9 protein-coding genes are annotated in these 13,701 nt (G+C 69.4%); all 9 read left to right on the forward strand.

Annotated elements, in window-relative coordinates:
- The first annotated feature begins 49 nt into the window (after window positions 1-49).
- The 9 genes from ABZS42_RS26085 (at window position 50) to ABZS42_RS26125 (ending at window position 13,698) form a co-directional block, all read left to right on the forward strand.
- Entirely contained in the window at window positions 50-3,067 is a 3,018-nt protein-coding gene (locus ABZS42_RS26085; protein WP_355149611.1) for a beta-L-arabinofuranosidase domain-containing protein, read from the forward strand.
- Between the two features lie 362 nt (window positions 3,068-3,429).
- Window positions 3,430-5,127: a ribulokinase gene (gene araB / locus ABZS42_RS26090; protein WP_355149541.1), complete on the forward strand. Its 1,698-nt coding sequence runs from the start codon at window positions 3,430-3,432 to the stop codon at window positions 5,125-5,127.
- Window positions 5,124-5,822 carry an L-ribulose-5-phosphate 4-epimerase gene (locus tag ABZS42_RS26095; RefSeq protein WP_355149543.1) on the forward strand — a complete coding sequence of 233 codons (699 nt, stop codon included), beginning with the start codon at window positions 5,124-5,126 and terminating at the stop codon, window positions 5,820-5,822. Before araB ends, ABZS42_RS26095 begins: the two co-directional genes overlap by 4 nt.
- 146 nt (window positions 5,823-5,968) lie before the next feature.
- Window positions 5,969-6,976 (forward strand): ABC transporter substrate-binding protein, encoded by a 1,008-nt coding sequence (locus ABZS42_RS26100; protein WP_355149545.1) that lies wholly within the window; start codon window positions 5,969-5,971, stop codon window positions 6,974-6,976.
- Window positions 6,977-7,162: 186 nt separating this feature from the next.
- Window positions 7,163-8,710: a sugar ABC transporter ATP-binding protein gene (locus tag ABZS42_RS26105; RefSeq protein ID WP_355149547.1), complete on the forward strand. Its 1,548-nt coding sequence runs from the start codon at window positions 7,163-7,165 to the stop codon at window positions 8,708-8,710.
- Between the two features lie 73 nt (window positions 8,711-8,783).
- Entirely contained in the window at window positions 8,784-9,857 is a 1,074-nt protein-coding gene (locus ABZS42_RS26110; protein ID WP_355149613.1) for an ABC transporter permease, read from the forward strand.
- Entirely contained in the window at window positions 9,854-10,864 is a 1,011-nt protein-coding gene (gene yjfF, locus ABZS42_RS26115) for a galactofuranose ABC transporter, permease protein YjfF (protein ID WP_355149549.1), read from the forward strand. The genes ABZS42_RS26110 and yjfF overlap by 4 nt, the downstream gene beginning before the upstream one ends.
- Before the next feature lie 16 nt (window positions 10,865-10,880).
- Entirely contained in the window at window positions 10,881-12,386 is a 1,506-nt protein-coding gene (araA, locus tag ABZS42_RS26120) for an L-arabinose isomerase (RefSeq protein ID WP_355149551.1), read from the forward strand.
- Window positions 12,387-12,714: 328 nt separating this feature from the next.
- On the forward strand, window positions 12,715-13,698 hold the full coding sequence (locus ABZS42_RS26125; protein ID WP_355149553.1) for a LacI family DNA-binding transcriptional regulator: 984 nt from the start codon (window positions 12,715-12,717) through the stop codon (window positions 13,696-13,698).
- Window positions 13,699-13,701: the final 3 nt, after the last annotated feature.

Raw genomic sequence — 13,701 nt, forward strand, 5'->3', positions numbered from 1 at the left:
GGTCGCGCTTCTCCTGGAGCTGGCCGTTGCCCATCTTCAGGTCGCGCATCTGGAAGGGCCGGACAGGAGCCGTTCCGCCGGGGCACCGCCGGCCGCACCGCCGGCCGGCCCTGGCCCCTCCGGTCCGGCCGCGCCCGACCCCGGCCCCGGCGGCACGGCTCCTGTCCGGCCCTTCCAGCTGCGCGACGTGAAGCTGGGCAACGGCCTGCTCCAGGAGAAGCGCGACCGCACGAAGAACTACCTCCGGCAGTACGACGAGCGCCGCTTCCTGGTGCTGTTCAACAACCAGGCCGGCCGCCCGAACCCCGCGGGCGTGTCGGTACCCGGCGGCTGGGAGGACGGCGGGCTGCTCAGCGGCCACTGGGCCGGCCACTTCATGACCGGCCTGGCACAGGCGTACGCCGACCAGGGCGAGTCGATCTTCAAGACCAAGCTCGACTGGATGGTCGACGAGATCGCCGCCTGCCAGGATGCGATCACCGCCCGGATGGGTGCCGGCGGCGGCCCGGGCGGCGGCGACCCGGAGGAGCCGCAGATCGGTCGCGCGCCGGGCAGGTTCGACAGCGGGCTCCGGCTGAACGGTCCCAGCGCGGCGCAGCACGTGACCCTCCCCCAGGAAGCGATCAGCCAGCTCACCGACTTCACGATCGCCACCTGGGTGAACCTGGCGTCGGCCCAGAGCTGGAGCCGGGTGTTCGACTTCGGTCAGAACGCCACTGTCAACATGTTCCTGACCGCGCGCGCGGGCGTCACCGGCAACGTGCCGCGGTTCGCCATCACGACCGGCGGATCCGGTGCTGAGCAGCAGATCAACGGCGATGCGGCGTTGCCGACGAACGAATGGGTGCACCTGGCGGTCACGCTGACACAGAACACGGGCACGCTGTACGTGAACGGTCGGGTGGCCGGCACGAACTCGAACATGACCCTCAACCCGACGCACCTCGGGAACCCCGGAAACCGGTGGATCGGACGGTCCCAGTACGGCGACCCGTTCCTGGACGCGACCATCGACGAGTTCCACATCTTCGACCGGGCCCTGAGCCAGCAGGAGGTCCAGTCCCTGCTGGACTCGGCGGCCGGCACCACCGGCGGCGGAACGATCGCCTGGTACCGGTTCGACGAGGAGGGCGGCTCCACCCTCAAGGACTCCTCGCCCAACGGCCGGGACGCGGGCGTCGTGGCGAACCAGGCCGAGACCGAACTGTGGGTCCCGACCCACCCCGGCTACGTGGGCGCCATCCCGGAGGACGCCGTGCTGCGCCTCGGCCCGCCGCGGTGGGCGGTCTACGGCGGCAACAAGGACACCAACACCTGGGCCCCGTGGTACACGCAACACAAGATCATGCGTGGCCTGCTCGACGCCTACTACCACACGGACAACCAGAAGGCGCTCGACGTGGTGGTGAAGATGGCCGACTGGGCTCATCTCGCGCTGACCGTCGGGGACAAGAACCACCCCGACTACACGGGCCCGATCACGCGGGACAACCTGAACTACATGTGGGACCTCTACATCGCCGGGGAGTTCGGCGGCGCGAACGAGGTGTTCCCCGAGGTCTACGCGCTCACCGGCGACGCGAAGCACCTGGAGACCGCCAAGTGCTTCGACAACCGCGAGTCGCTCTTCGACGCCTGCGTGCAGAACCGCGACATCCTCGTGGTGACTCCGGAGAACCGGCCCGGTCGTCGGCGTCCGGACCGGTTGCACGCCAACACCCACGTGCCGCAGTTCATCGGCTACATGCGGGTCTACGAGCACACCGGCGACCGGGAGTACTTCCAGGCGGCGAAGAACTTCTACGGGATGGTCGTACCGCACCGCACGTTCGCCCACGGCGGGACGGGCGGGAACTACCCCGGTTCCAACAACAACACCGAGATGTTCCAGAACCGGGACAACATCGCGAACGCGATGGCCCAGGGCGGCGCGGAGACCTGCACCACGTACAACGTTCTCAAGCTGGCCCGCAACCTGTTCCTCCATGAGCACGACGCCGCGTACATGGACTACTACGAGCGGGGCCTGCTCAACATGATCACCGGCTCCCGCGCCGACAGCACGAGCGTCAGCAACCCGCAGGTCACCTACTTCCAGCCGCTGACGCCGGGCACCAACCGCAGCTACGGCAACACCGGAACGTGCTGCGGCGGAACGGGCCTGGAGAACCACACCAAGTACCAGGAGACGATCTACTTCAAGTCCGCCGACGGCGGGACGCTGTGGGTCAACCTCTACGCGGCCTCGACGCTGACCTGGGCGGAGAAGGGCTTCACCGTCGTCCAGGAGACGAACTACCCGCGAGAGGACCACACCAGGCTGACCGTGAACGGCAGTGGTCGGCTCGACATCAAGCTGCGGGTGCCGGGCTGGGTACGGAAGGGCTTCTTCGTCTCGATCAACGGCAAGGCGCAGAAGGTCGACGCGAAGGCGGGCCGCTACCTGACGTTGAGCCGTACCTGGTCGCGCGGCGACACGATCGACATCCGGATGCCGTTCAGCATCCGGATCGAGCGGGCGCTCGACCGTCCCGACACCCAGTCGATCTTCTGGGGCCCGGTTCTCCTCCAGATCCTCGGCAACCCCGGCAACGGGGCCTACCGCGAGCTCACCCTCTACAGCCGACTGAAGCGGGACGGCGACTACGCCCGCTCGGCCATCACCCACGCGAGCACCACGGCCGCGGGAGACCCGCTGTTCACCACGCACGATCTCACCCTGCGCCCGTACTACATCAGCGACACCCAGCCCGCCTCCTCGTACTTCCGCCGGGTCGAGCCGACGATCGTGTTCGGGTCCATCGACACCGGGGTTGCGAACCGCAAGCGCAACGACGGGTTGCCCAACTACGACGTACCCGTGTCGGGCATCACCTCGCCCGGCGACGACGGCCCGACCTTCCTCGACCTGGTGTGGGACCAGGCGCCCTTCGGCAATCACGGTCAGTTCGTCTCGGCCGTGACCCGCACCGCGGAGTCGTTCCGCCGGGCGGGGGTCTTCACCGCGGTGGAGTCGGCTCGCGTGGTCTCGGGCGCGGCCCGGGCCAACCGGGATCTCGAGCCGTGAGGCCGGCTCGTCCGTAACCGACGGCACGGCGTCCGCGCGCGGGCGGCGGTCCGGTCCACGACCGGGCCGCCGTTCGCGCGTGCCCGCCGCAGCCGGGCGGGACCGCACAGTCGGCCCGTGTGGCGACGGCGTCCGGAGTGCCATCTGTGAGCGCTAACAGGACGGTCTCGCGCAGCGCTCGACCGGGTCCGGCACGCCGCCGCCGAACCGGTCCGTCCGTACGCCGGTCACCGCCGGTTGAGAGGTGATTGTGGTCGGCCAACGGGGCTGGACCAGAGCGTTACACGTATGTTTCCGACGGGGCCTTGACGGATGTTTATGTGAGCGCTAACACTATGGCCAGGAAGTGAGCGGAGGATGGCATGAGCGTATCCGTGGAGCCGGAAGACCGGTTCGTCATCGGCGTCGACTTCGGAACGTTGTCCGGGCGGGCCCTGGTGGTGCGCGTTCGTGACGGCGCCGAGCTGGGCACGGCGGTGCACGCCTACCGTAGCGGCGTCATGGACTCGGTGCTGGCCGCCGACGGGCAGCAGCTGCCGGCCGACTGGGCGCTGCAGGACCCCGACGACTACCGGGACGTCCTGCGGCACGCCGTGCCGGCGGCGCTCGCGGCGAGCGGCGTACCGGCCGACCGGATCGACGGCATCGGGATCGACTTCACCGCCTGCACCGTGCTGCCCACCCTGGCCGACGGCACCCCGTTGTGCGAGCTGCCCGACCTGCGCACCCGCCCGCACGCCTACGTCAAGCTGTGGAAGCACCACGCCGCCCAGCACCAGGCCGACCGCATCAACGAGCTCGCGCACCAGCGCGGCGAGCCCTGGATCGGCCGCTACGGCGGCAAGATCTCCGCCGAGTGGCAGTACGCGAAGGCGTTGCAGCTGCTCGAGGAGGACCCCGAGATCTACACCCGGGCGGAGCGGTGGATCGAGGCCGCCGACTGGATCGTCTGGCAGCTGTGCGGTACGGAGACCCGCAACGTGTGCACGGCGGGATACAAGGGCATCCACCAGGACGGTCGCTACCCGTCGCGGGACTACCTCGCCGCGCTGAACCCGGACTTCGCGGACTTCGTACAGAAGATCGACGGTCCGCTGGCCGCGCTGGGCGAGCGAGCCGGCGGGCTGACCGCGCAGGCCGCGGCGTGGACCGGGCTGCGCGAGGGCATCGCCGTGGCGGTCGGCAACGTGGACGCCCACGTCACCGCCGCGGCCGCGCAGGCTCTCGAGCCGGGCCGGCTGGTCGCCATCATGGGCACCTCGACCTGCCACGTGGTCAACGGCACCGAGCTGGCCGAGGTGGCCGGCATGTGCGGTGTGGTCGACGGCGGCATCAGCGCGGGCCACTGGGGGTACGAGGCCGGCCAGAGCGGTGTGGGCGACATCTTCGGCTGGTACGTCGAACACGCCGCACCCGCCGGGTACGCCTCGCACGAGTCGTTGAGCGAGGAGGCCGCCAGGCAGCCGGTGGGCGCGCACGGGCTGGTGGCGCTGGACTGGTGGAACGGCAACCGGTCGCTGCTGGTCAACCACGACCTGAGCGGGGTGATCGTGGGGCTGACCCTGGCCACCCGGCCACCGGACATCTACCGGGCGCTGCTGGAGTCCACCGCGTACGGCACCCGAATGATCATCGAAGCGTTCGCCGAGGCGGGCGTGCCGGTGAACGAGCTGGTCGTGGCGGGTGGACTCACCAACAACCCGCTGCTGATGCAGATCTACGCCGACGTCACCGACCGGCCGCTGAGCATCATCGGCTCCGCCCAGGGGCCCGCGCTGGGCTCGGCGATCCACGCGGCGGTCGCCGCGGGGACCCACCCCGACGTGCCGGCGGCCGCCGCGGCGATGGGCCGGGTCACCCGCGACGCCTACCTGCCGGACCCGGAGCGGGTCCGCGCCTACGACGCGCTGTACGCCGAGTACCGGCGGCTGCACGATCACTTCGGCAGGGGCGGCGACGACGTACTGCTGCGCCTGCGCACCATCCGTAACGCCGCCCGATCGGCGACCGTGCCCACACCGGCCGGCGAGGTCGCACTGTCCCAGGAGGCAATGGCATGAGCGAGCAGCGCAGTAGGAACGACACGGTGGCGCGGCTGCGCGAGACGGTCGCCGCCCTGCACGCCGAACTGGTCAGGTACGACCTGGTCGCCTGGACCTCGGGCAACGTGTCGGCACGGGTGCCGGGTCAGGACCTGATGGTCATCAAACCGAGCGGGGTCTCCTACGACGACCTCCGGCCCGACAAGATGGTCGTCTGCGACCTCGACGGGGTCGTGGTGGAGGGGGATCTGTCGCCGTCGAGCGACACGGAGGCGCACGCCTACGTCTACCGGGCTATGCCCGACGTCGGCGGGGTCGTGCACACCCACAGCGGGTACGCGACGGCCTGGGCCGCGTGTGGTGAGCCGATCCCCTGCTACCTCACCGCGCAGGCCGACGAGTTCGGCGGCGAGATCCCGGTCGGGCCGTTCGCCCTCATCGGTGGTGACGACATCGGCAAGGGCATCGTGGCCACCCTGTCCGGGCACCGCTCGCCGGCAGTGCTGATGCGCAACCACGGGGTCTTCACCGTCGGTCCCAACGCGAAGGCGGCGGTCAAGGCGGCGGTGATGTGCGAGGACGTCGCCCGCACCGCCCATTTCGCCAGGTCGCTCGGTCAGCCGCTGCCGATCGCCGCCGAGGACGTCGACTCGCTCTACGCGCGCTATCAGAACGTCTACGGGCAGAGCACCGTCCCGGCGCCGCGCCGGTAGCGCCACCGAGACCCCGGCCGGCTCCGCACCCCAGGGTCGGCTGGCTGAACGCACCTCGACGCACCAACCATCGTCTGCCCCGCCGGCGCGCTGGGGCGGCAGGCACAGCCAGGAAGGCCCACCTCACCCCCACAAGGAGTCAGCACATGCGAATCACGGGCAACATCCTCACCCGCCGCGGCTTCGGCGCCATGCTGGCCGCCGGGCTGCTCGTCACCGGGCTTGGCGCCTGCGCCAACAGCGACACCGGCGAGGCCACCGGCACGGGCGGCGACGACAAGCTCGTCCTCGGGTTCTCGCAGGTCGGCGCGGAGAGCGGCTGGCGTACCGCGAACACCACCTCCGTCCAGGAGGCCGCCGCCGAGGCCGGCATCGAGCTGAAGTTCGACGACGCCCAGCAGAAGCAGGAGAACCAGATCAAGGCCATCCGCAACTTCATCCAGCAGAAGGTCGACGTGATCGCCTTCTCGCCCGTGGTGGAGTCGGGCTGGGACACCGTGCTGAAGGAAGCCAAGGACGCGGGTATCCCGGTCATCCTGACCGACCGGGCCGTCGACTCGGCCGACAAGTCGCTCTACAAGACCTTCCTCGGATCCGACTTCGTGAAGGAGGGCCGGCTCGCCGGCGAGTGGCTGATCGAGGAGACCAAGTCCGCGACCGGTCCGGTGAACATCGTGGAGCTGCAGGGCACCACCGGTTCGGCGCCGGCCAACGACCGTAAGAAGGGCTTCGGTGAGGCGATCGCCGCCAACCCCAACCTGAAGATCATCGCCTCGCAGAGCGGCGACTTCACGCGGGCCGGCGGTAAGGCCGTCATGGAGCAGTTCCTCAAGGCCAACCCGAAGATCGACGTGCTCTTTTCGCACAACGACGACATGGGCCTGGGTGCGCTGGAAGCCATTACCGCGGCGGGCAAGGTGCCGGGCAAGGACATCAAGATCATCACCGTCGACGCGGTCAAGGACGGGATGCAGGCGCTGGCCGACGGGAAGTTCAACTTCATCGCGGAGTGCAGCCCGCTGCTCGGCCCCCAGCTGATGGACCTCGCCAAGAAGGTGCACGCAGGTGAGGAGGTTCCCCCGCGCATCGAGACCGAGGAGACCACCTTCACCCAGCAGACGGCCAAGGAGGCCCTGCCCACCCGCAAGTACTGACGGGTAGAGGCCCTCGCGCACTGTCGTGCCTGGCGGCGAACGGTCGCCCGGCGCTAGGGAACGGGCCGGCGGTGTCGACAGCACCGCCGGCCCGGCCACTCGGTCCTCCCCCGCACCGCCACTGCGGGAGCGCCGTGCGGCCGCGACGGCCGCGCACCTGACGACAATCACGAAAGGTCTGGTGGGATGTCGGATACGCGTCCGGTCCTGACGATGACCGCGATCAGCAAGTTCTTCCCCGGGGTCCGGGCCCTCGACGGTGTCGACTTCCGCCTGTTCCCCGGCGAGGTGCACGCCCTGATGGGCGAGAACGGTGCCGGCAAGTCCACCCTCATCAAGGTGTTGACCGGCGTGTACGGCCACGACACCGGCACCATCACCCTCGACGGCGAGCAGGTCTCCTTCTCCGGCCCCATGCAGGCCACCGAAGCCGGCGTGAGCACCGTCTACCAGGAGGTCAACCTCTGCCCGAACCTCTCCGTGGCGGAGAACATCTTCATCGGACGCCAGCCGCGGCGGCTCGGCGCGGTCAGGTGGCGTGACATGCGCCGCCGGGCGTCCGCGCTGCTCGCCCGCCTCAACCTGGACCTCGACGTCGGCGAGCTGCTCGGGAACCAGTCGCTCGCCGTGCAGCAGATGGTGGCGATCGCCCGGGCCGTCGACGTGCAGGCGCGGGTGCTGATCCTCGACGAGCCCACCTCCAGCCTGGACACCGACGAGGTGAAGCAGCTGATGCGCATCACGCGCCAGCTCCGCGACGAGGGCATCGCGATCGTCTTCGTCACGCACTTCCTCGACCAGGTCTACGAGATCGCCGACCGGATCACGGTGCTGCGCAACGGCCGTCTCGTCGGCGAGTACCCCACGTCCGAGCTGCCCCAGCTCGCCCTGGTGGAGAAGATGATCGGCAAGGAGCTCGACGCGTTGGAGCGACTCGACGAACAGGCCGGACGCGACCTGGCCGCCGTCGAGACGGGCACCCCGGTCGTGGAGGCGACCGATCTCGGCAAGGCCGGGTCGGTCGAGCCGTTCAGCCTGACCATCCACCAGGGCGAGGTGGTCGGTATGGCCGGGCTGCTGGGCTCCGGACGTACCGAAGCCGCCCGGCTGTTCTTCGGCGCCGACCGGGCCGACCACGGTCGGCTCGCGGTGGACGGTCACCCCGTCAGCATCCGCGGACCGATCACCGCCATCGAACGCAACATCGCGTTCTGCTCCGAGAACCGCCGCACCGAGGGCCTGGTGGGCGAACTGTCGGTGCGGGAGAACATCATCCTGGCGCTGCAGGCCGCTCGCGGCTGGCTGCGGCCGGTGCCGCGCCGCCGGCAGGACGAGCTGGTCCAGCGCTACATCGAAGCGCTCAGCATCCGCCCGGCCGACCCGGAGATGCCCGTACGCAACCTGTCCGGGGGAAACCAGCAGAAGGTCGTACTCGCCCGGTGGCTGATCACGGAGCCGCGCCTGCTGATCCTCGACGAGCCGACCCGTGGCATCGACATCGGCGCCAAGGCGGAGATTCAGCGCCTGGTGGTTCAGCTCTCCGACGGCGGCATGGCGGTGCTGTTCATCTCCGCCGAGCTGGAAGAGGTGCTGCGGCTCAGCCACAAGGTCGCCGTGATGCGTGACCGGCAGCTGGTCACCGAACTCGCCAACGACGACAGCCTCGACGCCGATCGCATCATGCGCGTCATCGCCGGCGGCGTGGAACAGAAGGACGGGACGAGGCATGAGTGAACGCAGCCAACGCGCCGAGACGCACGGCGCGTCGACACCGCCGGGCGGCGTCGAGCGGGGAGGGGGTACGCGGATGGGCAGCTGGCGAACGCGCCTGCCGGCCGTCACCGGTCACCGGCTGTTCTGGCCGGTCGTGGTGCTCGTGCTGCTACTGGCCGCGAACGTGGTCTACCGGCCGAGCTTCCTGGCCGTCGAAGTCAAGAACGGCCACCTGTACGGCAGCCTGATCGACATTCTGCGGCTCAGCGCTCCGCTCATCCTGGTCGCCCTCGGCATGACCCTCGTGATCGCCACCGGCGGGATCGACCTGTCCGTCGGGTCGGTGGTAGCGGTCAGCGGGGCGATGGCCTGCCTGCACATCAGCCGGCAGCCGGACCAGAACAGCCTCGGTGGCGTGCTGGTCGCCCTGGCCATGGCCATCGGCATCGCCCTGCTCCTCGGCATCTGGAACGGGACACTCGTCGCGGTCATCGGCATCCAACCGATCATCGCGACCCTGATCCTGATGGTCGCGGGACGAGGACTGGCCCAGCTGATCACCTCGGGACAGATCATCACGGTGAACAGCGATCCGTACCGGATGATCGGCGTCGGGCACGTGCTGACCCTGCCGTTCGCGATCGTCCTCGCCCTCGCGGTGACGCTGCTGGTGGCCGTACTGACCCGGCGCACCGCGCTCGGAATGATCATCGAGGCGGTCGGCGGCAACGCCGAGGCCAGCCGGCTGGCGGGTATCCGCGCCCGACGGATCAAGCTTCTCGTGTACGTGGTGAGCGCCGTGTGCGCCGCCGTGGCGGGGTTCATGATGACCGCGAACGTGTCCAGCGCCGACGGCAACGCGGCGGGCCTGTGGGTCGAGCTCGACGCGATCCTCGCCGTGGTCATCGGGGGCACCTCGCTGGCCGGCGGCCGGTTCTACCTCGGTGGCACGGTGGTCGGCGCGCTGCTCATCCAGACCCTGACCACCTCCGTCTACGCCATGAACATCGACCCGCAGACCGCCCTGCTGTTCAAGGCGATGGTCGTGATCGGGGTGTGCCTGATCCAGGCTCCCGCCTTCCGCGCCAAGTTCCGGCGTCGGCGTACCACCGCAGGGTCGCCGGCCGCTCCGGCCGGCGAGCAGAGGAAGGAGCAGGTGGCGGCATGAGCACCACGCAACTGTCCGAGCGGCTGCATCGCACGATACGGTGGCGGCTTCCCCGCCGGCAGCTACCGGTGCTGGTCAGCCTCGGCCTGCTCCTGGTGATGTACGGCATCGGCGTCTCGCAGTACCGGGCCTTCTCGAACGTCCAGGTCATCTTCAACGTCTTCATCGACAACGGCTTCCTGCTCGTCGTCGCGGTCGGCATGACCTTCGTGATCCTGACCGGCGGCATCGACCTGTCGGTCGGCTCGGTGGTGGCCATGACCGCGATGGTGTCGGCCGCGCTGCTACGCGACGGCCTGCCACCCGCGCTGGTCCTGCTAATCGCGTTGCTGATCGGCCCGACGCTCGGCTTCGTGATGGGCTGCGTCATCCACTTCTTCGAGATCCAGCCCTTCATCGTCACCCTGGCCGGCATGTTCTTCGCACGCGGCCTGTGCACCTGGATCAGCTCGTCGTCCATCCCCATCACGGACGGCTTCTGGACCAGCGCCGCTCAGGAACGGATCCGGATCGGTGACAACTTCGTGACCATCAGCGTCCTGATCACGCTCCTGGTGGTCGCGGTGGCCGCGTACACCCTCGCGTACACCCGGCTGGGTCGCAACGTGTACGCGATCGGCGGCAACCAGCAGTCCGCGCTGCTGATGGGCCTGCCGGTGGGTCGCACCCGGATCGGCGTGTACACCATCAGTGGCCTCTGCTCGGCTATCGGCGGCATCCTGTTGTCCTTTTACACCCTCTCCGGAGCCCCGCTGATCGCCGTCGGCATGGAGCTGGACGCGATCGCCGCCGTGGTCATCGGCGGCACCCTGCTCATCGGCGGCGCCGGCTACGTGCTGGGCACCGTGCTCGGCGTGCTGGTGCTCGGCGTGATCCAGACTCTGATCACCTTCGACGGCACCCTCAACTCGTGGTGGACCAAGATCGTGATCGGTGGCCTGCTGTTCGCGTTCATCGTGCTCCAACGCCTCCTCGGCTTCCGCAAGAAGTCGTTCTCCACCCGCTGATCGGAAGGCAAACCGCATGACTCGCCCCTCACCGGCCCCCGAGGTCTGGTTCCTCACCGGCAGTCAGGGTCTCTACGGCCCGGAGACCCTGCGCCAGGTGGCCGCCCAGTCCCAGCAGATCGCCGCGCAGCTCGACGCCGACCCCGCCATCCCGGCCCGGGTGGTCTGGAAGCCTGTACTGACCTCCAGCGCGGAGATCCTGGCCGTCTGCCGCGACGCGGCAGTCCAGGGCGCCGTCGGTGTCATCGCGTGGATGCACACCTTCTCGCCGGCGAAGATGTGGATCTCCGGACTGGACGCCCTGCGCACTCCCCTGCTGCACCTGCACACGCAGGCGAACGTGGCGCTGCCGTGGTCCGACATCGACATGGACTTCATGAACCTCAATCAGGCCGCCCACGGCGACCGCGAGTTCGGGTACGTGCAGAGCCGGCTCGGGGTCGCCCGCAAGACGGTCGCCGGACACGTCAGCAACCCACAGGTCGTCTCGCGGATCGCGGCGTGGACCCGGGCGTCGATCGGGTACGCGGCGATGCGATCGCTGCGGCTGGCCCGCTTCGGCGACAACATGCGTGACGTGGCGGTGACCGAGGGCGACAAGGTCGAGGCGGAGCTGAGGTTCGGTGTCTCGGTCAACACGTACGGCGTGAACGACCTCGTGAGCGTCGTCGACGCGGTCCCGGACGCGCGGATCGACGAACTGGTCAAGGAGTACGAGGACAGTTACCGGCTCGACCCGGTGCTGCGGGCCAACGGTGAACGGCACGAATCCCTCCGTTACGCCGCCCGTATCGAGGCCGGGTTGCGGCAGTTCCTCACCGACGGCGGATTCAACGCTTTCACCACCAACTTCGAGGACCTCGGTGGGCTACGTCAGTTGCCCGGCATCGCCGTGCAGCGGCTGATGGCCGACGGCTACGGCTTCGGCGGCGAGGGCGACTGGAAGACCTCGGTGCTCGTGCACACGCTCAAGGCCATGTCGGTGGGCACCACCGGCGGCACCTCCTTCATGGAGGACTACACCTACGACCTCACCCCGGGCGGGGAACTCGTGCTCGGCGCCCACATGCTCGAAGTCTGCCCGAGCATCGCCGCCGCGACGCCGAACGTGGAGATCCATCCGCTGAGCATCGGCGGGCGCGAGGATCCGGTACGGCTGGTCTTCGACGCCCAGCCGGGCCCGGGCGTGGTGCTGGGGCTGGCCGACATGGGCGAACGGTTCCGTCTGGTGGCCAACGAGATCGACGTCGTCGCTCCCCCGCAGCCGCTGCCGAAGCTGCCGGTGGCCCGTGCGGTGTGGCGACCCCGTCCGGATCTCGCCACCTCGGCGGAGGCGTGGCTCACGGCCGGCGCACCGCACCACACGGTCCTGTCGCAGGCCGTCGGCACCGAGGAACTGTACGACCTGGCCGAGATGAACGGCACCGAACTCCTCGTCATCGACGCGGAGACGACCCCTCGACAACTCACGAACGAGATCCGCTGGAACCAGGCCTACTACCGGCTGGCCAAGGGTTTCTAGGCCGTGTCCTGCCGATCATGTCGAGCCGAGGCGGGATCCGGGTGGCGGCCCGGCAAGGCGGAGGTTCGTCCGGATACCGGTGTTGTATCCGGACGGATTGACAACGCAGCCGGTCGTCGGCTGGACCCGACGCAGGCCGGCATTGATCGGCAGGACAGGGCCTAAGCCGATCCGCCGGCGTCGATCGCCCGTCGGTGCGCTCTCGTGTCCGGGCGCACCGACGGGTTCCGTCCCAGGCAGGAGGTCGTTTCGTCTCTGGCGGCGGGGCTACGATGACCATGAGGGGGACATGAAAATGCAACATCAGCCGGCTGCTCGTGCCGCGGTCATGAGCGATGTCGCACGGCTCGCCGGCGTCTCGCACCAGACGGTGTCCCGGGTCCTGAACAATCATCCGAGCGTCCGCCAGGAAACTCGCGAGCGGGTGCTACGCGCCGTACACCAGCTCAACTACCGCCCCAACGCCCTGGCCCGAGGCCTGGCCGCGCGACGCTCGAAGGTCATCGGGGTGGTCAGCTTCGACACCATCCTCTACGGCCCGGCCGCCACCCTGCTCGGCATCGAACGAGCCGCGCGTGCCGCCGGCTACGGCATCAACATCGTCACCCTGGAACGGCTGGACCGTTCGGGGGTGGCCACCGCGATCGACGCCCTGAGTGAGCAGTCAGTGGCCGGCGTCGTCCTCATCGCCCCGATGGTCAGCGCCGCCGTCGCCATGCACGGCCTGCCCACCGGCGTGCCCGCCGTGCTCGTCGAGCCCGGTGGCGGCAGCGAACTACCGAGCGTCTCGGTCGATCAGGTGGCCGGCGCCCGCCTGGCCGTCGAGCACCTCCTCGCACTCGGGCACGAGACGGTCGTGCACATCACCGGCCCGCGGGACTGGCTGGAGGCCCGCGACCGCCTCGACGGTTGGCGGCTGGCCCTCGAAACCGCCGGCCGCCGCGTTCCACCGGTCATCACCGGCGACTGGAGCCCCCGGGCGGGTTACGAGATCGGCCAGTCCCTCGCCGAGCGGCGGGACGCCACCGCGATCTTCTGCGCCAACGACCACCAGGCGCTCGGTCTGCTCCGTGCCCTGCATCAGCGGAAGGTACGGGTCCCGGAGGACGTCAGCGTGGTCGGCTTCGACGACATTCCCGAGGCCGAGTACTTCACCCCGCCGCTGACCACGGTCCGTCAGGACTTCGACGAGGTCGGGCGCCGATGCGTCGCGGCGCTGCTGGATCTGCTGGACGGCTCGGCGGAGGGATCGGACCTGTCTCCCGTGGAGCCGACGCTCGTGGTCCGGGCCAGCAGCGGCGGGGTCGGCTGAGAA

The sequence above is a fragment of the Micromonospora sp. NPDC005367 genome, from assembly GCF_040606825.1.
Lineage (GTDB): Bacteria > Actinomycetota > Actinomycetes > Mycobacteriales > Micromonosporaceae > Micromonospora.

Coding starts and splice junctions, on each gene's coding strand:
- araB (WP_355149541.1), top strand. CDS start 3,430: ATGAGCGTATCCGTGGAGCCGGAAGACCGGTTCGTCATCGGCGTCGAC.
- ABZS42_RS26095 (WP_355149543.1), top strand. CDS start 5,124: ATGAGCGAGCAGCGCAGTAGGAACGACACGGTGGCGCGGCTGCGCGAG.
- ABZS42_RS26100 (WP_355149545.1), top strand. CDS start 5,969: ATGCGAATCACGGGCAACATCCTCACCCGCCGCGGCTTCGGCGCCATG.
- ABZS42_RS26105 (WP_355149547.1), top strand. CDS start 7,163: ATGTCGGATACGCGTCCGGTCCTGACGATGACCGCGATCAGCAAGTTC.
- ABZS42_RS26110 (WP_355149613.1), top strand. CDS start 8,784: ATGGGCAGCTGGCGAACGCGCCTGCCGGCCGTCACCGGTCACCGGCTG.
- yjfF (WP_355149549.1), top strand. CDS start 9,854: ATGAGCACCACGCAACTGTCCGAGCGGCTGCATCGCACGATACGGTGG.
- araA (WP_355149551.1), top strand. CDS start 10,881: ATGACTCGCCCCTCACCGGCCCCCGAGGTCTGGTTCCTCACCGGCAGT.
- ABZS42_RS26125 (WP_355149553.1), top strand. CDS start 12,715: ATGAGCGATGTCGCACGGCTCGCCGGCGTCTCGCACCAGACGGTGTCC.